The following is a 21,721-nucleotide window of genomic DNA, read 5'->3' on the forward strand; positions in this document are numbered from 1 at the left end:
CCTGGCCCCGGTCGAAGCCGCATCCCGCTTCGGGGTGCGGCTTCGGCCTGTCGGTCAGCCGGTCGTCGCCGCGTCGAGCAGGGCGAGCACCTTGCGGTCGAGTTCCTCGGCGACGGCGAGGGCCCGCTCGTCGCCGTAGGGCCGCAGCGCGCTCGCGACGGTGTCGTAGCCGACCCGGACCCCGTCCGGCGCCTCATGGACCAGGATCGTGACCGGGGCGTACGTGCCCGCGTCCGGCACGTACCGGGCCATCTGGCTCATCGTCAGCGGGTTGCCCGCGATGATCCGCACCAGGCGGAACGCGCTGATCTCCGGGTTGATCGCCAGCGCGGCCCCCTCGTCGAGCTCCAGGAATCGCATGAGGCCGATCGGCCCCACCGCGTCCTCGACGATCCGCCGGTACGCACCGAAGTCCTTCGCGGCGTCCAGGTCACGCAGTAAGGCGCCGAAATCCGGCCGCCCGATGCCCTGGTAGATGCCTGTGACGACGTCGTCGAAGGCACGCTGCGAGGTGAAGGTGACCCGCTCCAGCGGAACGGTCGTCGTCGTCCTGGCGCTCATCTGACGCTCCCCGGTGCTCGGCCGGCCTGCCCACGGCGGCCCTCGGTCAAGTCTTCCCGGAACTCGTGCGCGGCGAGCCCGAATCCGCCGACATCGCGGGGCGCGGCGGCCTCGCTTTCACCGACGTCGCCCGGACCGGCGCGTGCTCTGGTTCACTGGCACGCGGGGGCATCCGACCCCGACCTCAGCCACGGAGCACCAATGGCATCTCTGACCTGGTCGACGTACCTCGCCCCGCCGAAACCGGTCGTGGCGCAGCGGTTCGCGCCCGGCGAGACCGCCGAGGTCTGGTCGCCGACCAGCGCCACGCTGATCCAGGGCGAGCGCGACGCGGTGCTCGTCGACGCGCTGCTGACCGTACGCGAGGGCCGGGCGCTGGCCGACTGGGTCGCCGCCGCCGGCCGGAACCTCACGACGATCTACATCACGCATGGCCACGGCGACCACTTCTTCGGCGCGGCGGCCGTGCTGGCGCGCTTCCCGTCGGCGCGTTTGGTCGCCCTCCCGGCCGTGCTCGACAAGATGCGCCAGCAGGTCGACGACCAGGTCCTGGACGGGGTCTGGCGACCGCGATTCCCCGGGCAGCTCGCCGAGCGGCCGCCCGTCGCCGAGGCGCTGACCGGCCACACCGTCGAGCTCGAAGGAACGGACCTGGTCGCGGTCGAACTCGGGCACACCGACACCGACGGCACGACCGCGCTGCACGTGCCGTCGATCGGGCTCGTGGTGGCCGGGGACTCCGTCTACAACGACGTCCACCCGCACCTCGCCGAATCCCGTGGCGGCGGGATCGCGGCGTGGCTCGCGGCCCTCGACACGATCAGCGCGCTGCGGCCGTCCACGGTGATCGCCGGGCACAAGCGCGAAGGAGCCGACGACAGCCCGGACCACATCGGGCACACCCGCGACTACCTGCGCTACTTCGACGAAGCGCAGCAGCGGGCGGGCAGTGCCCGGCAGCTGTACGACGTGATGATCGAACGCTACCCCGACCGGGTCAACCGGGCTGTGGCGTGGAAGGCCGCCGAGGCGTACAAGGGCTGACCGGTCGACCGGACAGCCACGAAGGCGGGGCCTGCCAGGGCCCCGCCTTCGTGAAGTCGGTCAGACCGTGCCCGGGGGCACGGTGTCGCGGGTCTCCTCGATCACCCGCCGCTCCGTGGGCGCGGTGGTCACGACGCTGCGGCGGCGGCTGCTCCAGATGGTCAGGGTGAGCACCATCCCGAGCACGCCGACGACCATCAGGATCCAGCCGACCACGTCCAGGTCCAGCCCGCTGATGCGCACGTCCAGGGCGAATGTGAGGATCGCGCCCAGCGCGATCAGGAAAAGGCTCGCACCGATACCCATGTCAGCCTCCTTCTGGCGACTATCGCCTCGGCAGCGGCTATACCCGGTCGCGCGCCCCGCCAACCTCGGGATCACGGTGGTGATGGAGCACCGCGTGCGGATCGGCGGGCGCACCCGCCGGGTCGGCGTGCACCATCGCGGCCGTCAGCTTCGGCACGGCGTGCAGCAGCCGGTGCTCGGCGTCGACGGCGATGGCGTGCGCGCGGGCGACGGTCAGCTCGGCGTCCACGGCCACCGCGCACTCCGCGCGCAGCCGGTGCCCGATCCAGCGCAGCCGCACCTCGCCGACGTCGCGTACGCCCGGGGTGCCGCGCAGGGTCTGCTCGACCGCGTCGACCAGCTTCGGGTCGACCGCGTCCATCAGCCGCCGGTACACCTCCCGCGCGGCGTCCTTGAGCACCAGCAGGATCGCCACCGTGATGAGCAGGCCCACCACCGGGTCCGCCCACCACCAGCCCAGCGCCGCGCCACCCGCGCCGAGCAGCACCGCCAGCGAGGTGAAGCCGTCGGTACGCGCGTGCAGCCCGTCCGCGACGAGCGCCGCCGAGCCGATGCGCCGCCCGACGACGATGCGGTAGCGGGCCACCAGCTCGTTGCCCGCGAACCCGATCAGCGCCGCCGCGGCGACATAGGGCAGGTGGCGTACCTCCTGCGGGTTCAGCAGCCGGCGGAACGCCTCGTAGCCGGCCAGCGCCGCCGACGCCGCGATGGTCAGCACGATGAAGATGCCGGCCAGGTCCTCGGCCCGGCCGAAGCCGTACGTGTAGGAGCGGGTCGGGCGGCGGCGGCCGAGCAGGAACGCCACCCCCAGCGGCACCGCGGTCAGCGCGTCGGCCACGTTGTGCAGGGTGTCGCCGAGCAGGGCGACCGAGTGGGAGAAGTACACGACGACGGCCTGCATCACCGCGGTGACGCCGAGCACGACCAGGGAGATCCAGAGGGCGCGCAGGCCTTCGCGGGACGACTCCAGGGCGGAGTCCACCTTGTCGGCCGTGTCGTGCGAGTGCGGGCTGAGCAGGTGGCCGACCTGGTGCCTCAGCCGGGAGAACAGACCCGCGTCCGCATGGCCGTGGCCGTCCGCACGATCGTGTCCGTTCGGCCCGTGGTCGTGGGTGTCATGGCTGGACCCGTCATGGCCGTGCTCGCCGTGGCCGTACTCGCCGTGGCCGTGCCCGGCGTCGCGCCGCACGTCCGCATGATCGTGGTCGGGTCGGTCGTCATGCTCGTCTGCGCCGTGCGCGCCGTGGTCGTGCGGGTGGTGGTGCTCGGTGCGGCCACGACGGCCGTGGCGGTGATCGTCACTCATGGCGTGCCTCCCGCGCCCACTAAAGCAGAAGTCGATCGTGCGCGCTGCTCAGCGCGCCGTCCCGCACCCGCGCAGGCCGCTCACGACTCGCCCTCGATCCGGTCGGCGAGCCGGTCGACGGCGGCCATCAGCTCGTCCCCTTCGAACAACACCGCGTCGTTGTGATCCGCGCCCTCGACCGGCGTGATCTCGACCGCGCCGGCCGCCGCCTTCGCCACCGCGAGGCTCTGCTCGGCGGGCACGATCGAGTCCTCGGTGCCGTACACCACGGCGGTCGGCACCGTGATCCCCGCGATCTGCTCGGCCACCGGGAACCGGTCCCACAGCATGAGCCGCACCGGCAGGAACGGGTAGTGCTCCGCGGCGGTCGCGGCCAGGTCCGTGAACGGCGAGCGCAGCAGCAGCCCGGCGGGCGGGTGTTCGACGGCCAGGCCCGTGACGACGGCGCAGCCCAGGCTCTCTCCGAAGTAGATGATCCGATCCGGGCGGACCTTCGCCTCGTTTACGAGGTGGCGGTACGCCGCCCGGACATCCAGCGCGAGCCCGGCCTCGCTCGGGCTGCCCGGGTTGCCGCCGTACCCGCGGTAGTCGAGCAGCAGCACGGCGAACCCGCGAGCCGCCAGCGCCCGCGCGACCGGAGCCCGGCCGCCACGGTTGCCCGCGTTACCGCCCGCGACCAGCACGGTCATGTCCCGGCTCGGGCCGGCCGGCGGCACCAGCCAGGCGGTCAGCGCCAGCCCGTCGGCGGTGTGCAGGGTGACGTCGCGCCCGCCCGAGATCGCCTCGGCGGCCGGGCCGGGGTGCGCGGTGTCGGGCAGGAAGATCAGCCGCCGCTGCAGCAGCCACAACGCGGTCACCAGCACCACGATGACCAGCAGCACGATCAGCGCCGGGCGCACCAGCGACGAGGCCTTCAACACTGCTCCATTCTCGCCCGGCGGCCGCTGCCGCGCGCGGGCCGCCCCGTTCCGGCCCGGCCCGGCCCCCAGCTCAGAACGCTCTACCGCACCCAGCAGCGCATCCCGCGTTGGGAAGGTGCCCTTCCGCTACGGATAGCGATAAGAAGGTGCCCTTCCTTTCAACGGTCGGTGGCTAGGCGGAGGCCGAGCGTGAGGAGGAGGGTGCCGGCGAGGGCGTCGGCGGTGCGGCGGAGGCGGGCGGGAGTGGCGGTGTCGCCGCTCCACCAGCGGCGGGCCAGGCCGATGCCGCCGATGAGCAGGGCGAACCAGACCATCGCCTCGATGTCGTGGACCAGGGCCAGCAGGAGGCCCATCGGCAGTGCGGCGACGTCGTCGGGCAGGAACTGGGGCAGCATCGCCACGTAGAAGAGGCCGACCTTGGGGTTGAGCAGGTTCGTCAGGCAACCCGCGCCGAACGCCCGCCAGGTTGAGCCGGTCGGCGGCGACGGCGTCGTGGCGTCGGTGGCCGAGGCCGCGTCCTGGGCGGCGGTCCCCGCGCGGCGGGAACGCCAGGCGTCGCGCAGCATCAGCGCGCCGATCACCGCCAGGTAGACACCGCCGACCACACGCATCACCGTGTACGCGGTCGTGCTGGCCAGCAGCAGGGCGGAGACCCCGGCGGCCGCGGCAGCGCCCCAGACCAGCGCGCCGGTGCAGATGCCCGCGGCGGTGGCGTAGGCGTGCCGGCGCCCCCGGGCCACCGCGACGCGCAGCACCAGCGCCGTGTCCACGCCCGGAATGATCGTGAGCACTCCGGCGACGAGCGCGAACGAGACGACAGCCGAGGTGACGGTCACGCGCCGCAGTCTCTCACGCAGCGTGGCCCGACGCCTGCCGCGGTCTCATCCCGTGGATGGCTTCACCTGGTGCCGTGCTGCTGCCCGGTGCGCAGGGCCGGGTAGTCCGGCAGGTCCAGCGCGTTGGTGCGGTCTTCGGCCGCCTTCAGCAGCAGGTTCATGAAGTACCGGCGGTTGAGCAGGGCGTTGCGGGCGCGCGCCGTCCAGGCCCGGCGTGGTGCGAGGAACCTGCCGGTGTTCTCGCCACCCTGCTGGCCGCGCCGGGCGTAGTCGCCCAGCAGCGCCTCGTAGCGTCCGAACGCGACCGTGTGGTCGTCGCCCGCGGCGGCCAGCTCACCGGCGAGCACGTACGCGCCGACGATCGCGGTCCCGGCGCCCATGCCGCCGATCGTCGCCCCGCACGCGGCGTCGCCGAGCAGCGCGATCCGCCCGCGCGACCACGGCGTGACGTCGACCCGGCAGATCGCGTCGAAGTACAGGTCGGACGCCTGCGGCAGGGCGGCGAGCAGCCGCGACGCCTGCCAGCCCAGGCCGCCGAGCGCGGCCGTGATGATCGCGCGCTGCCGGTCGAGGTCGCGGCGCGGGTGGTCGATCGGCGGCGAGGCGAAGACGGCGAAGGCGTACGCCCGGTCGGGGTCGCGGTGGTCGCCGCCGACACTGATCATGCGACCGGGTTCGTTGTAGAGCAGGCTGCCGCGGCCCAGCCCGGAGAAGCCGGGCACCTCCCAGCTCGCCACGTGGTAACCCTGGTGCGACACGTACCGCTCATGCGGCCCGTAGGCCAGCCGGCGCACCGTGGAGCGCACCCCGTCGGCCCCGATGACCAGGTCGAACGTGCGCGCCGGGCCATGGGCGAACGTCACGTCGACCCCGTCCGGCGTCTGCGCCAGCGCGGTCACCGTGTCACCGAACACGTACTCGGCGTGGGAGCGGCTGTGCTCGTAGAGGACGCGGGCCAGGTCGCCGCGCAGCACTTCGACCTCTCCCCCGGCGAAGTCGCCCGGCAGCTCCATCAGCCGCCGCCCGGCCGCGTCGACGAAGCGCATCGGGCTGCCGCCGGTCTGCACCTCGCGCAGCGCGTCGAGCAAGCCCATGCGCTCCAGCACGGTCAGGTGCCCGCCGCGGAAGTCGACGGCACTGCCGCCCCGGCGCGGGGCCGCCGCGATCTCCACGACCGTCGGCCGGTATCCGGCCCGGCCCAGCCAGTAGGCCAGAGCCGGACCGGCGATGCCGGCCCCCGAGATGAGCACGCTGCGCATGACGCCTCCCCTAATTGTGTCCACTGGACACTGTTTCAACTGTGTATGCTAGACACAGTTTTCGGAGGAGGGCAAGCCGGTGTCGATGGAGTTCCTCTGGGGCGCACGCGCCCAACCCACCCGCGGGCCCAAACCCTCGCTGACCCTGCTCCAGATCACCGACGCGGCGATCACCATCGCCGACGCCGAGGGCCTGGCCGCCGTCTCCATGCAGCGGGTCTCCGCCGAACTCGGCTTCACCAAGATGTCGCTGTACCGGTACCTGCCCGGCAAGGGCGAGCTGGTCGCGCTCATGGTCGAGCGGGCGATCGGCGCGCCGCCCCCGCCGAACCCCGGTGACTGGCGCGCGGCGCTCCGCGAATGGGCGCACGGGCTGCTCACGGCATACCTGCGGCATCCCTGGGCGCTGGAGGCGACCGTGGGACCGCGTCCGCTGGGCCCGCACGAGCTGGGCTGGATGGAGTGCGCGCTGACCGCACTGGCGGACACCGGGCTGTCCGGCGCCGAACGCCTCGACGCCATCGCCGTACTGGCCGGGCACGTCCGCATGATCGCTCAGCAGGCGGCCGCGATGCGCGATCCCGACGCGCAGTTCAGCGCCGGGGTCGTCGCCGTGCTGGCCGAGCACGGCGACCGCTTCCCGCTGCTGGCCGAGACGATGGCCGCGGTCGCCGCCGAGGGCGGCCAGGACCAGGCCTTCGAGTTCGGCCTGGACCGCATCCTCGACGGCCTGCAGACCCTGATCACATCGAGACGCAGGGCAAACCGCTGACGCGTCCACGACGTCAGCGGCGACCGTGTCGGATCGGGAACCACCGCTCCCGTCAGGGCGGGTGCAGATTGTGCGGCGTACGCCGGGTCAGGCGAGCGCCAGCGCTTCGATCATGCGGTGGCCCTGGGCTTCGAACTGCTCGTCGCCCACCCGGTAGGCCCAGGTCGCCGTGCCGATCGCCTCGCGGACCTGGTTGCGGTGCCAGGCGTCGGCCTCGCGCGGATCGGTCCCGTAGCCGTCGAGGAACGCCTCCTCGAGTGCCGGATCGCGGCGGAAGTCCCGGACGGCCAGCCGGGCGAAGTCCGTCGACGCCGGCCGCAGCGCCGCGCGGCCGAAGTCGATGACGCTCACGACGTCCTCGTGGACCAGCCAGTTTCGGGGCTGCCAGTCGCCGTGGGTGGGCACGAGGGTCACGGCCGGTGTCGGCCATGCGGCGATCTCGGCTCGCAGCCGTTCCACCGTGGCCGCGCCGATCCGGTGCGACCCGCTGAGCGACGCCAGTGCCTTGGCGTTCTCGCGTCCTTCGTAGTCGTCGTCCTCGACCGCGGCTTGGGCGTGGAAGAGTGCCAGCAGCTCGCCTGCCTGCCGGTAGGTGGCGCAGATGTCGGCGTGCTCGCTGCCGAGCACCAGCTCACCGGGCAGGTATGTGGTGACGAGGAGCTTCGCCTCCGCGTCGCCGTGCGCCAGCATCGGCGCGCGGCCCATGCTGGTCCACGGGGCCGACCAGTGTCGATGGGCGTGCAACTCACGCTCGATGTGACCGTCGGTGTGGCCACCGGCCTTGACGATGAACCGTGACCCCCCGTGCGTCAGCTCGAGCACCGTCGTCGCCACCAGGCCCCAGCTGTGGTCCCGCTCGACGCGCGCGCCCGGCAGCCATCGGTCCAGCAGGCTGCGCTGCTGCGGTGTCAGATTGTCGAGCCCAGAAGTCACAGTGGGATCCTACGAGCCCGCCACCGCACCGGCGAACGAGATCAATCCGCCCGGCGTCGAGCAGCTTGTCGACTTGGGTGCCGAGAACCGCCGGTGCGCAGAAAGCCAGCTGCTCCGGCGGCCGGACGCCCGCTACCGTCAGGCGATGCGCGTGACGGGGACCGAGCTGACGACCGTGACCGGCCTGGCGTACCGGCAGGCCCGATCGGGTGGCGGCACCGAGTCGGTGCGGCTGCCGGTGCAGCGGCTGGCCGTGGACCGGGTGCCCGAGGGCTGCGACGCCGTCCTGGTCGCGGGTGACCTGCAGGGCGTCGCCCCGTCACCGTACGGCGGCGCGGCCGTGCTGCTCGGTGTCGCGCTCGCCGACCACCTGGCCGGCTGGGCGCAGCAGGGACTCGTGCCACCGCCGGACCGGCTCGCCGTGGTGCTCGCCGGTGACCTCTACTCCGCGCCCACGGCCGACGTGCGCGGCGCGTCCGGTGACGTCGCCGACGTCTGGCTCGCCTTCGCCGCCGCCGGCTGCCGCCTGGTCACCGGGGTGCGGGGAAACCATGACGTGCTCGGACCGTCCGATCTGGCCGGGCTGGACCCGGCCCCGACACTGCTCGACGGCGACGCCGTCGAGCACGGCGGGGTGCGCTTCGCCGGGGTGGGCGGCATCGTCGGCGATCCCGCCCGGCCGGGCCGCCGCGCCGAAGCCGACCAGCTCGCCCGGCTCGGCCGTGCGCTGGCCACCGCACCCGACGTGCTCGTGCTGCACGAAGGCCCCACCGGCAGCCGGCCGGACCAGCGCGGGAACCCGGTGATCGCGGAGCGGATACGCCGTGGTGCGCCGCCGATCACCGTCTGCGGCCACGTGCACTGGCCCGAGCCGCTGTCGGCGCTCGGCGGCGGGCATGTGCTCAACGTGGACTCCCGAGCCGTCCTGCTGACCCCCGGCCGGTGACCAGGAGCTCTGTCACGGCGAGCGACGCGGCGGTCGGCATCGGAGCCGTTTCGCAGGCCGTCGCGGGGGTACGGTCGGTGCCATGCCACTTCGCATCGAGGACTACGCGGTCATCGGCGACACCCAGACCGCCGCGCTCGTCGGCAACGACGGGTCGATCGACTGGCTGTGCCTGCCCAGGTTCGACTCCGGTGCGATCTTCGCGGCGCTGCTCGGCGACCCCGACCACGGCCGCTGGCAGATCGCCCCGGCGACGCCGGTGCGCGCGGTGCGGCGGCGTTACCGCGGGGACACGCTCGTGCTGGAGACGGAGTTCGACACCGACGAGGGCACCGTGCGGCTGGTCGACTTCATGCCGCCGCGCGGTGAGGCCGCGGACGTGGTGCGCATCGTCGAGGGCGTGCACGGCCGGGTGCCGATGCGGATGGATCTGCGGCTGCGCTTCGACTACGGGCACGTGGTGCCCTGGGTGCGCCGCGTCGACACCGACACGGTGGCCATCGCCGGGCCGGACGCGGTGTGGCTGCGCACCCCGGTCGCGCTGCACGGGGAGAACCTGGCCACGGTCGCCGACTTCAGCGTCGGCGCGGGCTTCCACGTGCCGTTCGTGCTGACCTGGCGCGAGTCGCACCTGCCCACCCCGCACCCGGTGGACCCGATCGTGGCCCTGGAGGGCACGGTCTCCTACTGGGAGGAGTGGATCGCGGGCTGCAAGTACGAGGGGCCCTGGCGCGAGGCCGTGGTCCGCTCACTGCTCACCCTCAAGGGCCTGACCTACGGCCCGACCGGCGGCATCGTCGCCGCGGCGACCACCTCGCTGCCCGAGGAGCTGGGCGGGGTCCGCAACTGGGACTACCGCTACTGCTGGCTGCGCGACGCCACCATCACCCTGCAGTCGCTGATGTACGCCGGGTTCGTCGACGAGGCCCGGGCGTGGCGGTCCTGGCTGCTGCGGGCCATCGCGGGCGACCCGTCCCAGCTGCAGATCATGTACGGCGTCGCGGGCGAGCGCCTGCTCACCGAGCGCATCGCGGAGTGGCTGCCCGGCTACTGCGGCCGGCCGGTGCGCATCGGCAACGCCGCCTCCGAGCAGTTCCAGCTCGACGTGTACGGCGAGGTCATGGACGCGCTGCACCAGGCCCGCAAGGCCGGGCTGGAGTACGACCAGCACACCTGGGACCTGCAGCGGGCCCTGATGAGCTTCGTCTCGGAGAACTGGCACCGGCCCGACGACGGCATCTGGGAGGTGCGCGGCGGCGCGCAGCAGTTCACCCACTCCAAGCTGATGGCGTGGGTCGCGGCCGACCGTGCGGTCAAGGACGCCGAGCAGTTCGACCAGACCGGGCCGGTGGAGCATTGGCGCGAGCTGTGCGAGCAGATCCGGGCCGACATCCTCGACAAGGGCTGGGACCCGCGCCGCAAGACGTTCACGCAGTTCTACGGCTCCGCGGAGCTGGACGCGTCGCTGCTGATGATGCCGCTGGTCGGTTTCCTGCCCGCCACCGACGAGCGGGTGCGCGGCACGGTCGCCGCGATCGAGCGCGAGCTGATGAAGGACGGCTTCGTGCAGCGCTACACCCAGCACCCGGGGTCCACGGTGGACGGGCTGCCGCCCGGTGAGGGCTCCTTCCTGGCCTGCACGTTCTGGCTGGCGCAGAACTACGCCCTGATGGGCCGCGTCGACGAGGCGCGCGAGCTGTTCGAGCGGCTGCTCGCCCTGCGCAACGACGTGGGCCTGCTGGCCGAGGAGTACGACTCGGACGCGCGCCGCCAGGTCGGCAACTTCCCGCAGGCGTTCAGCCACGTGCCGCTGATCGACACCGCCCGCCACCTCGCCGACGCGATGGGACCGGCGGAGAACCGGCCCCGTGAGTGAGCCGGTCCCCTCATCCGGACGGGGGCCGGATGAGGGAACCGGGGGTCAGCGAACCGGCTGGAAGTAGTGCTTGGCGCCGTAGTGGGCGACCTTCTTGCCGATGACCGCGCCGTGGTGGTCGGCGGTGCGGAAGTGGATGCCGGCCCACACCCGGGCGTCGATGATCTCCTTGCGGGCCTGGGAGAACCGGGTGAAGCTGCGGGTGGTGCCGGTGACCGCGTTGAAGCCGGAGAAGGCGACCTTGTCGGTGCCGAAGAAGTCGGTCAGCGCGTACGACCAGGCGGAGATGTTGCAGGAGTGCCCGGACGAATGCTCGTACCAGGGCGGGGTGTCCAGCAGCGGGACCCAGGACGGGTCCGGCGCGGTGGCCGGGTTGCCGTCGTCGGCGGCCTCGTGGATCGCGGTGACCGGCCGCCAGGACTTCCAGTGCGCCTTGTCGTTGTGGCAGGCGATCACGGCGTCCGCGGTGGACAGGCCGACCTGGGCGAACAGCCGGGCGCTGTCGGGAGCGGACAGCCCGTGGCCGGTGGCCAGCGCGCGCAGCATCGCCTCCTGCGGCACCGCGGCCCACCAGCGGGCCGCGTCGGTCTGGTCGGCGGTGCGGGTGGTGCTGGTACGCGAGCCGACCGACTTGACCTCGTTGAACTCCTCCGCGTATGCCGCGCTGGTCAGCGGGTTCGGGCCGCCCGAGCGCAGCGCCGCCACGTCGGGCACGAGGAACGGCTTGACATTGCCCGCCCAGGGCGCCGGGTCGATCGCGAACGCGGGCGGCGTGGGCCGCCACTGCCCCGGCTCGGTGCCGATCACCACGTCGGCCGGTCCGCCACGACCGTCCCCGGTGCGCGCCTCGATCATCGCGGTGGCGGCCTGCTCGCCGTCGGTGATGCCGCCCAGCTTCGCGGGCCCGTCGGGCACCGCCGCCAGCGCGGTGTCGTACTTGCCCTGCAGCGCCGCCGCCTGCGCCGGGAACAGGTGCGTCAGCATCCGGAACGCGGCGGTGGCCGCGGCGGCGTCGACCGAGTCGCCGGGCTGCGCGTCGACCTGCACCAGGTACGGCCGGTGGGTGCGGACGATGCCGTTGACCGCGTCGTAGACCGCGCCGTGCACCATGGCCCGGTTGATCAGGGCGACGTGCGGCACGAACGGTCCGGCGTTGCGGATCGTGTCCTCGGTGTGCTGGTTCCACACCACGACCGCGTTGGCCGCGGACACCGCGACCGCGGGCGCGCCGGCGGGGACGAGGGCCGCGCCTGCCGCGGCCAGGACGGTGAGGACAGCGCCGGAACGGCGGACACGGAGCCGCATGAACACTCCCGAGGGCACGTGCCCGCCCCCGACGGGCCGGCAGCAATGTGTCCATTGTGCAGGCTTCTGACCGGAAAACGAACGGGCCGCACCGACAGTTCACCGGAAAGATGCAGGTCAGCAGCTTGCTCCCGCCCGTCTCGCACGGACCGCCGTGCGCAATACCGCACCGGGCGGCTTCGGCGAGGAGCCCGAGGGCTCCCCTGGCGGGGGGAGCCCTCGGGCGGGCCGGTCACGCCGGCGGGGTGCCCCAGGAGAGCACGCCGCCCGCGTATCCGGGGATGGTGGGCGCGTCCGCGAACGCGGTGTTGGTGCCCCGGCTGTAGTCGCCGACCTCGTTGAACGGGCTCCAGTCGGCCTTGTGCAGGCGTAGCTGGATCTCCCCGGTCGACGCGCCCGCGCCGAGCGTGCCGCCGGTGAACGCGACCTCGACGTAGGTGTCCGCACCGGCCACCGGGCTGGGCAGGCTCACCACGGTGGTACGCACGTTCGCGCAGCCGACCTGGGCCCAGTCGCAGTACGCCGTCACGCCCGCCGACCCGTCCCGGGTCAGGTAGTAGCGGGCGGTGACCGTGGTCAGGCCGATCGCGGCGGTGCCGCTGTTGACCACCTGCAGGCCGAACCGGATCGAGTTGTCCGTCGGCGAGCCGTCGTTGTTCTTGTAGCGGACTGTCAGCCCGCCGCCGGTCGGCGGGGCGGAGGTGGTGGCGGTGATCGGCGCGGACCATGCCGACGCGTCACCGGCGGCGTTGCGGGCCTGCACCGTGTACGTGTACGCCGTGCTCGGGCTCAGCCCGGTATCGGTGTACGACGTCCCGGTCACCACCGCCACCTGGACGCTGCCGCGCCGCACGGCGTAGGACACCGCGGTCGGCACCGGGTCCCAGCTGATGGTGAGCGTGCTGCTGCCTACCGCGGTGGCCTGCAGGTTCGCCGGGGTCGCGGGCGGCACCACGTCGCCGCCCTGGGTGGTCGCGGTCACCGCCGCCGACGCGGCCGAGACGTAGCCGGCCGCGTCGCGTGCCCGGACCGTGTACTGATACCCGGTCGACGGGGTCAGGCCGGTGTCGGTGTAGGACGTGCCGGTCGGCGTGCCGACCTTGGCCGTGCCGCGGTAGACGTCGTAGCCGGCGACGGCGACGTTGTCGGTGGACGGGTCCCAGGCCAGCGAGACCGACGTCGCCGACGTCGCGGTGACCCGCGGGTTGGCGGGCACGGTCGGCGGGGTGACGTCCACCGGCGGGGTGCCGCCGGTCAGGTCGGCCGCGTTCCGATCGAGGTGGGTGGCCACCCAGACCAGCGGGGCGTTCCAGTTGATCGTGTTCTCCTTGGAGCCCCACGCGTCGGGCGCGGTGTTCTTCGGCGCGTAGGACTTCGCCGCCGGGCGGCCGGTGGGCGTGGCCGGGTCGTTGATCAGCTCGTTGTTCGGCCCGCCGGCCAGCCAGCCCTTCGGGTACGCCAGCCCCGGGTACCTGCCCCACGCCCAGCGGTCGTGCAGGTCGGTCTCGGCGTACTCGCCGTAGCCGGTGACGTACGACAGGCGCATCGCGTTGTTGCCCATCAGGTAGTCCATGGCCCGGTTCATCGCCTTGAGGTAGGCCAGGCTGCCCGAGTCGTCGTAGGCGACGCCGAGCACCAGCATCCGGTTGGCGATGAACGAGTTCGAGCCCCACGGGTACGCCGACGCCCCGCCGATCAGCGACGGGTAGCCCTCGCCGCGCAGCGTCGTGACGATCTGGTCCGCGAAGGAGCGCACGTTCGCGCGCATCGTGGCCACGTCGGCGGCGGGCAGGTCGTTGGTGACGCTGACCAGCGACAGGGTCCCGGTCGCGGCGACCTCGGCCCAGTCGAACTGACCCATCTCCCGGTAGTGCGGCGAGCCGGTCACCGCGCTGCGGTAGCTCGACAGCGCCGTGTCGGTGCGCTTGAGCGCGGTCAGGTACAGCTCGGCGGCGGCCGCGTACCGGTCGTCGCTGTTCTTCGTGTCGCCGTAGTCGCCGCCGCCCTCGGCGTCGGAGGTGGTGTTGTAGTCCACGTTCGGCTGCGCCTCGGCCCTGGTCCAGGCGTCCTTGGCGATGCCCCACAGGGTCGCCGCGCGGGCCGCGTCATACGGTGCCAGCACCCGCGCGAGCTGGGCGTTGGTGCGCGCCACGGCGTACGTCGCGTTCGTCGACGGGCCCATCGCCGAGCGGGCCAGGCCGTTCTCGGCGTCGACCGAGGTCACCGGGAACGCGCTCCAGGCGTGGTTGTGCACCTTGTGCGAGGCCAGGCCGGTCGACGGGAGCAGGCCCGCCATCCAGCGCGAGCCGAACTCGACCTCGTCCAGGAGGTCCGGGCGGCCGTTGGCACGCTCCGGGATCGCCAGCGACCCGTCGCCGTACGCGGCGGGCTCGCGCTCCAGCAGGTTGAGCAGCGTCCACGCGGACACCGCGTGGTTGACCGCGTAGATGCCGAAGTCGCCCGCGTCGGCCCAGGAGTAGCGCACGTTCAGGCGCTGGCTGCCGCACCAGCTGTTGTAGCAGGGCACCGACTCGTCGCCGGGGTGCAGCGCGGCGTGGGCGTGCCCGGCGTTCTGCAGGTACTGGCCCTCGACGGCCGCACCCATGCGGTGGAAGTAGAAGTACTGCATCGCCTCGCGGCCCAGGGCCGGGTAGAGCGAGGACGCCGAGACGGTGAACGGCACGCTGGTGCCGACCCCGTCGACCCACAGCACGTAGTCGCCGGGCGTGCTGAGCGCGCTGAAGTCGGCCTGGTGCACGGTGTCGCCGGAGGCACGGTCGCTGCCGTACACGGTGGTGGTGCCGGACGCGACGACGGCGCCGCCGGAAGCCTGGCGCACCTGCCAGGCGCGGGCCCCGCCCGTGGTGACCACGGTGGCGATCTTGTCCGCGCCGGTGAGGTAGCCGACCTGGTTGACCCGCACGGGGCTGGTGTCGACGTCGGCCGCCGCGGGCGCGGCGGGCAGCGGAAGCAGGAGGGCGGCGGCAGCGGTGGCGAGCACCAGGCGAAGCCGCCGGTGGGTGGGACGTCTCATCGTTGACTCCGGTGATCGGCTGGATGGTGGGGAGTCCCGCGCCCGCGGAACGCGCCGGGGAGGAGGACGCGTTCCGCGGGCCGGGCGGCCCGCCGGGCCCGCGGACCAGGACGCACCTGCCCTGGTCGGGCCGCTTCGGACAGGCGGCCGGCCGGCGGCGGTGAGGGGCCCGCCGCCGGCCGGACTGGTCACGGCACCGCGATGGCGCAGCTGGTCACGGTGACCGTGCCGGAGCCGCTGGCCACGAACCCGAAGGTCGTGCTGGTCGACGGGGCCAGCGAGCCGTTGTGCGGCGCGTTGGTGACCGTGTTGCCGGTCCGGTTGCCGTTCCACAGGTTGCTGATGGTCAGCGTGGCCGGGATGTTCAGCACGACCGACCAGGCCGCCGACGTCATGGTGCTGGTGTTGGTGACGGTCACCTCGCCCTGCATGCCGCCCTGCCAGGAGCCGGTCACCCGCAGGGTCGCCGTGCAGCCGCTGCCGCCGCCCCCACCGCCACCGGACGTGGTGCCGGTGACCGCGGCCGACGCCGCCGAGATGTTGCCCGCCGCGTCCCGCGCCCGGACCGTGTACTGGTACGCGGTCGACGCGGACAGCCCCGTGTCGGTGTAGGTCAGCCCGGAGACCGTCGCCACCTTGGTCCCGGCGCGGTAGACCTCGTACGCCGTCACGCCGACGTTGTCGGTGGCCGCGCCCCAGGACAGCGACACCGAGCTGCTGGTGACGCCGGTGACGGACGGGTTGCCGGGCGCGGACGGGGCGATGGTGTCGCCGCCGGTGCCCCCGCCGCCGTACACGTCGGCCAGGTGGTAGCCGGTGGTGCTGGTCGCGCCGCCCAGCCGGACCTGGTGGTCGAGGCTGACGAACTTGCCCTGGTGCTGCCACAGCGCCGGCTTGAGCAGGTTGTACTTGGTGGTGTCCCAGGTGGCCCAGTCGTCGAGCAGCAGACCGCCGGTGTCGCCGGAGTTCGGGTTGAGCACCCAGAACGTCTGGTGCAGGCGGTACTGCACGATCAGGTCACGCAGCGCGGTCATCCACTTGTCCTGGCGGGCGTCCTGGCCGAGCCGGCCGCCCCACTCGCCGATCAGCAGCGGCGCGGTGCCGTTCTCGTGGATGTAGAGCCAGTTCGGCCGCCACACGTCGTTGGTCAGCGTGGTCTTGTCGAACGTGCCCTGGAACCACGGCTGCTCGTAGACCAGCGGGCCGTAGTCGTGCGGCGAGTACATGAGCTGGTCCTGGTTCGCGCCCAGGTTGACCGGGTAGTCGCGCACGCCGCGCAGGTTGCCGCCCCACCAGTTGTAGAAGTAGTTCGGCGTCAGGTCCGGGTCGGTGTTCGGGGAGCTCCAGGTCTCGCCCGGCCGCGGGTAGACCTCGATGCCCTCGCACAGGATCAGCACGTTCGGGTTGATCGCCAGGATGCGCCTGCCCGCGGTCTCGCAGGCGTACTTGAAGTTGTCCTGGTCGGTGCTGTTGTCCCACTTGGCCCGCGGCGGGGAGTTGGGCGTGCCGTGCGGCTCGTTCTTGATGTCCATCGCGACGATGGTGTCGTTGGTCTTGTACCGGTTGGTCACCCACTCCCACGCCTGGTAGAACTGCTCGACCGTGATCGTGCCCTTCCACCACACCGGGTGGATGTGACCGGAGTTGTCGGCCTCGGCGCTGTGCACGTCGAGCATGACCTTGATGCCGTACTGCTCGCACAGCTGCAGCCAGTAGTCCCAGATCTGCAGATTGTTCTTGCCGGCGAGCTCGGGGTTGGCGTAGGTGTTCACGTTCGGCGCGGCGACCGTCTGGCCGTTCTTCCACTCCAGCAGCAGCTGGGTGGAGATCGGCACGCGGACGAGGTTGATGCCGCGGTCGGCCATGCCCTTGGTGATGGTGGTGATGTTGCCCGACCACAGGCCGTGGAAGACCCGCTCGGAGGCGTTGAAGCCGAACCAGTTGACGCCGGTCAGCCAGACCTCGTTGCCGGCCTCGTCGACCACCTTGTTGCCCTGGACGTGCAGCCAGTCCTTCTCCGGCACCGCGGCGGCGGCGGTGGTCGGGGCGAGCACGGCCGCGCCGGCCGCCAGCGTCGTGGCCAGCGTGGCCAGCGCGAGGGGGATGCGCAGTCGCCTGCGGATCCCCGCCTTCCTACTGAGTGCCATGGAGAACCTTCCGGAAGCGGTGGTGCGGTCGGCGATCGGTGGCCGCCGCAGGTCGGGAGCGCTCCCAGTCACGGGCCGGGTACGCCCACTCCCCCGGCGGGCACCGGGGGTGACACGAGCGGCCCGCCGAAGCGGTTCCGCCCGGCTCCCGACCCTGTCGACGACTCTCCGGAGTGGACCAGGCATCGACGACAGTGAACGGGAGCGCTCCCATTTGTGTTGGAGCGTAAGGCTCCCGTAACCCGGACGCAACAGTCTGCGTCAATCTCGCGCCCGACCCGGGCCGAAGGCGGTTGCGACAGGAAGCGCTCTCACGGCACGATCCGACCCATGCGCAGTATCACCAAGCCCGTCCTGTCCGATGCCGACATCACCCGCTTGATCAGGCAGGGCCTGGGTGACGACGCCGTCGTCACCGGGCACGAGGAGTTCACGGACGGCTTCTTCAACGCCGCCCACGCCGTGCGCCTGACCGACGGCCGTGAGGTGGTGCTCAAGGTCGCGCCGGAGAAGGGCCTGACGATGCTGACCTACGAGGTCGACCTGATGCACACCGAGATCGAGTTCTTCGAGCGGGCCGCCGCGGCGGGCGTGCCGCTGCCGACGATGTGGCACGCCGACGCCGAGGGCGGGGTCATGGTCATGGACCGGCTGCGCGGGGTGTCCTTCGAGCAGGCCAAGCAGACCATGGCCGCCGAGCACGTGCTCGCGGTGCGCCATGAGCTGGGCCGTGTCGCCGCTGCCGTCACCGCCGTCACCGGCGAGCGCTTCGGCTACCCGCGCCGCGACGGGCGCACCCGCTCGACGTCCTGGCGGGAGTCGTTCCTGTGCTTCGTCGACGACATCCTGGCCGACGCGACGGCCACCGACCGGCCGCTGGCCCGTCCCGCCGCCGAGATCCGCGAGCTGGTCGCCCGCCACGCGCCGCTGCTCGACGCGGTGACCGCGCCCGCGCTGGTGCACTTCGACCTGTGGGACGGCAACGTGTTCGTGCTGGGCGACGGCGACGGCTGGCGGGTCGAGGCCATCATCGACGGCGAGCGGGCGTTCTACGGCGACCCGATCGCCGAGCTGGTCTCGCTGGCGACATGGATTCCCGAGGAGCAGGCCGCGGCGGCGATCGACGGCTTCCTCGGCCGGCCGCTGACCGCCGACGAGCAGACCCGCCTCACCCTGTACCGGGTCTACCTGTGGCTGATCCTGGTCGCGGAGACGGCCGTGCGCGGCTACCCCGAGAAGGAGAACGCCGAACTGCTCGCCATGGCCGGCGGACAGCTCGCCGCCGATCTCGACCGGCTCGCCGCGGTATGAAAGTTACCGATGTGACCGGGGGTGTCATTGTGATCAACCCGCCATGGAAACGGCCGCCGAAGGTGTTTTGATAGGTGACATGAGCACTCCGGCGATCCTGACCGTGGACGACGACCCGAACGTCTCCCGCGCGGTGGCGCGTGACCTGCGCCGGCATTACGGCGAGAACTACCGGGTGGTGCGGGCGAGTTCGGGCACCGAGGCCCTCGACGCGCTGCGCGAGCTGAAACTGCGCGGGCAGCAGGTGGCCGTGCTGCTGGCGGACTACCGGATGCCGCAGATGAACGGCATCGAGTTCCTGGAATCGGCGATGGACCTCTACCCGCGCGCCCGGCGGGTGCTGCTGACCGCGTACGCCGACACCGACGCGGCGATCAACGCGATCAACCTGGTCGACCTGGACCATTACCTGCTCAAGCCGTGGAACCCGCCGGAAGAGCACCTCTACCCCGTCGTGGACGACCTGCTGCAGTCCTGGCTGGCCACCCCCGACGCGGCCACCGCCGAGCTGCGTGTGGTGGGCCACCGCTGGTCCGCGCACTCCTACAAGATCCGCGACTTCCTGGCCCGCAACCTGGTCCCGTTCCGCTGGTACGTCGCCGACGACCCGGAGGGCGCCCGCCTGCTGGCCGCGGCCGGCCTGACCGCCGACGACGTGCCGCTGGTGGTGACCGCCGAGGGCAAGACCCTGGTCCAGCCCAACGAGGCCGAGCTGGCCGGCAACATCGGCCTGACCACCAACCCGGCCTCGGACTTCTACGACGTGATCGTCGTCGGGGCGGGCCCGGCCGGGCTCGGTTCGGCCGTGTACGCCGCCTCCGAGGGCCTGCGCACCGTGCTCGTCGAGCGCCGCGCGACCGGTGGGCAGGCCGGGCAGAGCAGCCGCATCGAGAACTACCTCGGCTTCCCCGACGGCGTGTCCGGCGCGCAGCTCACCGAGCGGGCCCGGCGCCAGGCGCTGAAGTTCGGCGCGGAGCTGCTGTCGGCCCGCGAGGTCACCGCGTTGGAGACCTGCGGCTCGGCCCGGGTGGTGCACTTCGCCGACGGCAGCCGCATCGCCGCGCACAGCGTCGTGCTGGCCACCGGTGTGTCGTACCGGATGCTCGACGTGCCCGGCTGCGCCGACCTGACCGGCCGCGGCGTCTACTACGGCTCGGCGGCCACGGAGGCGCCCGGCTGCAAGGACCAGGACGTCTACATCGTCGGCGGGGCCAACTCGGCCGGCCAGGCCGCCGTCTACTTCTCCCGGTACGCCAGCCGGGTGCACATGCTGATCCGTGGCGAGGACCTGCGCCGGTCCATGTCCCGCTACCTGATCGACCAGATCGACGCGATCGAGAACATCACCGTGCACCCGTTCACCCAGGTCCGCGAGGGCGGCGGCGACGACCACCTGGAGCACCTCACGCTGGTCGACACCCGCACGAACACCGAGACCCGGGTCGACGCGTCCTGGCTGTTCATCTTCATCGGCGCGGAGCCGGGCACCGACTGGCTGGACGGGGTGGTCGCCCGCGACGAGCACGGCTTCGTGCTCACCGGGCCCGACCTGCTCAGCGGCGGCAAGCGCCCCGCCGGGTGGCGCCCGGACCGCGACCCCTACCACCTGGAAGCCAGCGTGCCGGGCGTGTTCGCCGCCGGCGACGTGCGGTCCGACTCGGTCAAGCGCGTCGCCTCCGCCGTCGGCGAGGGCGCCATGGCCATCTCACTCGTACACCGATACCTGGAGGGGCAGTGACCATCGAACTCACCCCCGAGCTGCTACGCGAGCTGTTCCTGTTCGAATCGCTCAGCGACGGCCAGCTCGCCTGGCTGGCCGAACACGGCCGCATCGAATGCATCCCCGCCGGCCCCGTCTTCGCCGAGGGCGACGAGGCGAACTGCTTCTACGTGCTGCTGTCCGGCACCGTCGCGCTCAGCCGCCAGGTGCACGGCGACAGCATCGAGGTCAGCCGCACCGACCAGCGCGGCGTGTACGCCGGCGCCACGCAGGCATACCTCGGCGACCGGGTGCCGCAGAAGTACGTGCACTCCCTGCTCGCGGTCACCGACACCGAGTTCTTCGTGCTGCCCGCCGCCGACTTCGGCACCGTGATGCGCGAATGGTTCCCGATGGCGATGCACCTGCTCGAAGGCCTGTTCTTCGGCATGCGCAGCATGCAGACCCTGGTCGGCGAGCGGGAACGGCTGCTGGCCCTGGGTTCGCTGTCGGCCGGGCTGACCCACGAGCTGAACAACCCCGCCGCCGCGGCGGTGCGGGCCACCTCGGTGCTGCGCCAGCGGGTCGCCGGGATGCGGCACAAGCTGTCGCTGATCGCCGACGGCCGGCTCGACGGCAGCAGGCTGCGCCAGCTCGTCGACCTGCAGGAGGAGGCGGTCAAACGGATCGACGGGGCGGCCCAGCTGACCCCGGTGCAGACGTCCGACGCCGAGGACGCCCTGGCCGACTGGCTGGAGGAGCGCGACATCACCGGCGCGTGGGACATCGCGCCGACGCTGGTCGCGGGCGGCGTCGACGAGGAGTGGCTGGAGCAGGTGTCCGACACGGTCGGCGCGGAGAACTTCGAGTCCGCGGTGCGCTGGCTGACCTACACCCTGGAGACCGAGCTGCTGATGGGCGAGATCGACGACTCGGTCACCCGCATCTCGGGCCTGGTCGCCGCGGCCAAGCAGTACTCGCAGCTGGACCGCGCGCCGTACCAGGAGGTCGACGTCAACGACCTGGTCAAGGCGACCCTCGCCATGTTCGCCGGCAAGGTCACCAAGGACCTCACCGTGGTGAAGGAGCTGGACCGCACGCTGCCGAAGATCCCCGCGTACGCCGCGGAACTTAACCAGGTCTGGACCAACCTCATCGACAACGCGCTCGGCGCGATGCAGGGATCCGGCACGCTGACCATCCGCACCGGCCGGGACAACAACTGCGTGTTCGTCGAGATCGGCGACACCGGTCCGGGCATCGACCCGGCGATCCGGCCGCGCATCTTCGAGCCGTTCTTCACCACCAAGCCGGTCGGCGAGGGCACCGGGCTGGGCCTGGACATCTCGTACCGCATCGTGGTCAACAAGCACCACGGCGACATCCGGGTCACCTCGGAGCCGGGCGACACGCGCTTCCGGGTGGTGCTGCCGATCGAAGCGCCCGCCGAATGACCGCCGGCCGCC

At 72.3% G+C, this 21,721-nt stretch carries 17 protein-coding genes and 1 pseudogene; 8 read left to right on the forward strand and 10 right to left on the reverse strand.

Translation table 11 applies throughout. The annotated features are described in order from the left end of the window. Window positions 1-54: 54 nt before the first annotated feature. Window positions 55-561 (reverse strand): DUF302 domain-containing protein, encoded by a 507-nt coding sequence (locus tag HAV39_RS00950; RefSeq protein WP_191837221.1) that lies wholly within the window; start codon window positions 559-561, stop codon window positions 55-57. A gap of 201 nt (window positions 562-762) precedes the next feature. On the opposite strand from HAV39_RS00950, the gene HAV39_RS00955 reads away from it, so the two are divergent. Next, complete coding sequence (locus HAV39_RS00955; RefSeq protein WP_191837222.1) at window positions 763-1,605, forward strand: MBL fold metallo-hydrolase; 843 nt, start codon at window positions 763-765, stop codon at window positions 1,603-1,605. Between the two features lie 60 nt (window positions 1,606-1,665). On the opposite strand, the gene HAV39_RS00960 is transcribed toward HAV39_RS00955, so the two are convergent. From HAV39_RS00960 to HAV39_RS00980, 5 genes are all read right to left on the reverse strand, one after another. Next, the gene (locus HAV39_RS00960) at window positions 1,666-1,911 is read right to left on the reverse strand and encodes a DUF6458 family protein (RefSeq protein WP_191837223.1); all 246 of its coding nucleotides are present in this window, start codon (window positions 1,909-1,911) and stop codon (window positions 1,666-1,668) included. A 37-nt stretch (window positions 1,912-1,948) separates the two neighbouring features. Beyond that, window positions 1,949-3,217 carry a cation diffusion facilitator family transporter gene (locus HAV39_RS00965; RefSeq protein WP_191837224.1) on the reverse strand — a complete coding sequence of 423 codons (1,269 nt, stop codon included), beginning with the start codon at window positions 3,215-3,217 and terminating at the stop codon, window positions 1,949-1,951. Window positions 3,218-3,297: 80 nt separating this feature from the next. Further along, window positions 3,298-4,137 (reverse strand): alpha/beta hydrolase, encoded by an 840-nt coding sequence (locus HAV39_RS00970; protein WP_203736443.1) that lies wholly within the window; start codon window positions 4,135-4,137, stop codon window positions 3,298-3,300. Window positions 4,138-4,295: 158 nt separating this feature from the next. After that, complete coding sequence (locus HAV39_RS00975) at window positions 4,296-4,973, reverse strand: LysE family translocator (RefSeq protein ID WP_191837225.1); 678 nt, start codon at window positions 4,971-4,973, stop codon at window positions 4,296-4,298. 62 nt (window positions 4,974-5,035) lie between these two features. Then, on the reverse strand, window positions 5,036-6,232 hold the full coding sequence (locus HAV39_RS00980; protein ID WP_191837226.1) for an FAD-dependent monooxygenase: 1,197 nt from the start codon (window positions 6,230-6,232) through the stop codon (window positions 5,036-5,038). Between the two features lie 85 nt (window positions 6,233-6,317). Here HAV39_RS00980 and HAV39_RS00985 point away from each other — a divergent pair, with 85 nt between their 5' ends. Then, on the forward strand, window positions 6,318-7,004 hold the full coding sequence (locus HAV39_RS00985; RefSeq protein WP_191837525.1) for a TetR/AcrR family transcriptional regulator: 687 nt from the start codon (window positions 6,318-6,320) through the stop codon (window positions 7,002-7,004). A gap of 87 nt (window positions 7,005-7,091) precedes the next feature. Here HAV39_RS00985 and HAV39_RS00990 read toward each other — a convergent pair whose 3' ends face one another. Beyond that, window positions 7,092-7,937 (reverse strand): phosphotransferase, encoded by an 846-nt coding sequence (locus HAV39_RS00990; RefSeq protein WP_191837227.1) that lies wholly within the window; start codon window positions 7,935-7,937, stop codon window positions 7,092-7,094. Between the two features lie 145 nt (window positions 7,938-8,082). On the opposite strand from HAV39_RS00990, the gene HAV39_RS00995 reads away from it, so the two are divergent. From HAV39_RS00995 to HAV39_RS43170, 3 genes and pseudogenes are all read left to right on the forward strand, one after another. Continuing rightward, a complete protein-coding gene (locus HAV39_RS00995; RefSeq protein ID WP_191837228.1) occupies window positions 8,083-8,883 on the forward strand; it encodes a metallophosphoesterase family protein in 801 nt (266 codons plus the stop codon). A 70-nt stretch (window positions 8,884-8,953) separates the two neighbouring features. Beyond that, window positions 8,954-9,406, forward strand: a pseudogene (locus HAV39_RS43165) (trehalase-like domain-containing protein); the annotation flags it as partial. Between the two features lie 126 nt (window positions 9,407-9,532). Then, on the forward strand, window positions 9,533-10,759 hold the full coding sequence (locus HAV39_RS43170; RefSeq protein WP_342355564.1) for a glycoside hydrolase family 15 protein: 1,227 nt from the start codon (window positions 9,533-9,535) through the stop codon (window positions 10,757-10,759). Between the two features lie 45 nt (window positions 10,760-10,804). Here the strand turns inward: HAV39_RS43170 and HAV39_RS01005 are convergent, their stop codons facing one another. The 3 genes from HAV39_RS01005 to HAV39_RS01015 all read right to left on the reverse strand — a co-directional run bounded on the left by HAV39_RS01005 (window position 10,805) and on the right by HAV39_RS01015 (window position 17,245). Continuing rightward, window positions 10,805-12,064, reverse strand: a complete 1,260-nt coding sequence (locus HAV39_RS01005) for a vanadium-dependent haloperoxidase (RefSeq protein WP_191837230.1) — start codon at window positions 12,062-12,064, stop codon at window positions 10,805-10,807. Between the two features lie 232 nt (window positions 12,065-12,296). Continuing rightward, entirely contained in the window at window positions 12,297-15,098 is a 2,802-nt protein-coding gene (locus HAV39_RS01010; RefSeq protein ID WP_191837231.1) for a glycoside hydrolase family 9 protein, read from the reverse strand. Window positions 15,099-15,286: 188 nt separating this feature from the next. Continuing rightward, window positions 15,287-17,245 (reverse strand): cellulase family glycosylhydrolase, encoded by a 1,959-nt coding sequence (locus HAV39_RS01015; protein WP_191837232.1) that lies wholly within the window; start codon window positions 17,243-17,245, stop codon window positions 15,287-15,289. Window positions 17,246-17,575: 330 nt separating this feature from the next. Here HAV39_RS01015 and HAV39_RS01020 point away from each other — a divergent pair, with 330 nt between their 5' ends. From HAV39_RS01020 to HAV39_RS01030, 3 genes are all read left to right on the forward strand, one after another. Continuing rightward, window positions 17,576-18,556: a phosphotransferase family protein gene (locus HAV39_RS01020; RefSeq protein WP_191837233.1), complete on the forward strand. Its 981-nt coding sequence runs from the start codon at window positions 17,576-17,578 to the stop codon at window positions 18,554-18,556. 79 nt (window positions 18,557-18,635) lie between these two features. Continuing rightward, window positions 18,636-20,294 carry an NAD(P)/FAD-dependent oxidoreductase gene (locus tag HAV39_RS01025; RefSeq protein ID WP_191837234.1) on the forward strand — a complete coding sequence of 553 codons (1,659 nt, stop codon included), beginning with the start codon at window positions 18,636-18,638 and terminating at the stop codon, window positions 20,292-20,294. After that, window positions 20,291-21,709, forward strand: a complete 1,419-nt coding sequence (locus HAV39_RS01030) for an ATP-binding protein (RefSeq protein ID WP_191837235.1) — start codon at window positions 20,291-20,293, stop codon at window positions 21,707-21,709. The genes HAV39_RS01025 and HAV39_RS01030 overlap by 4 nt, the downstream gene beginning before the upstream one ends. Window positions 21,710-21,721: the final 12 nt, after the last annotated feature.

Origin of the sequence: Catellatospora chokoriensis, assembly GCF_011297315.1 — a bacterium.
Classification (GTDB): domain Bacteria; phylum Actinomycetota; class Actinomycetes; order Mycobacteriales; family Micromonosporaceae; genus Catellatospora; species Catellatospora citrea.

Bases quoted from the DNA above. Each gene is read 5' to 3' on its own strand.
- HAV39_RS00950 (WP_191837221.1), bottom strand. From the start codon at position 561: ATGAGCGCCAGGACGACGACGACCGTTCCGCTGGAGCGGGTCACCTTC.
- HAV39_RS00955 (WP_191837222.1), top strand. From the start codon at position 763: ATGGCATCTCTGACCTGGTCGACGTACCTCGCCCCGCCGAAACCGGTC.
- HAV39_RS00960 (WP_191837223.1), bottom strand. From the start codon at position 1,911: ATGGGTATCGGTGCGAGCCTTTTCCTGATCGCGCTGGGCGCGATCCTC.
- HAV39_RS00965 (WP_191837224.1), bottom strand. From the start codon at position 3,217: ATGAGTGACGATCACCGCCACGGCCGTCGTGGCCGCACCGAGCACCAC.
- HAV39_RS00980 (WP_191837226.1), bottom strand. From the start codon at position 6,232: ATGCGCAGCGTGCTCATCTCGGGGGCCGGCATCGCCGGTCCGGCTCTG.
- HAV39_RS00985 (WP_191837525.1), top strand. From the start codon at position 6,318: ATGGAGTTCCTCTGGGGCGCACGCGCCCAACCCACCCGCGGGCCCAAA.
- HAV39_RS00995 (WP_191837228.1), top strand. From the start codon at position 8,083: ATGCGCGTGACGGGGACCGAGCTGACGACCGTGACCGGCCTGGCGTAC.
- HAV39_RS01005 (WP_191837230.1), bottom strand. From the start codon at position 12,064: ATGCGGCTCCGTGTCCGCCGTTCCGGCGCTGTCCTCACCGTCCTGGCC.
- HAV39_RS01010 (WP_191837231.1), bottom strand. From the start codon at position 15,098: ATGAGACGTCCCACCCACCGGCGGCTTCGCCTGGTGCTCGCCACCGCT.
- HAV39_RS01015 (WP_191837232.1), bottom strand. From the start codon at position 17,245: ATGGCACTCAGTAGGAAGGCGGGGATCCGCAGGCGACTGCGCATCCCC.
- HAV39_RS01020 (WP_191837233.1), top strand. From the start codon at position 17,576: ATGCGCAGTATCACCAAGCCCGTCCTGTCCGATGCCGACATCACCCGC.
- HAV39_RS01025 (WP_191837234.1), top strand. From the start codon at position 18,636: ATGAGCACTCCGGCGATCCTGACCGTGGACGACGACCCGAACGTCTCC.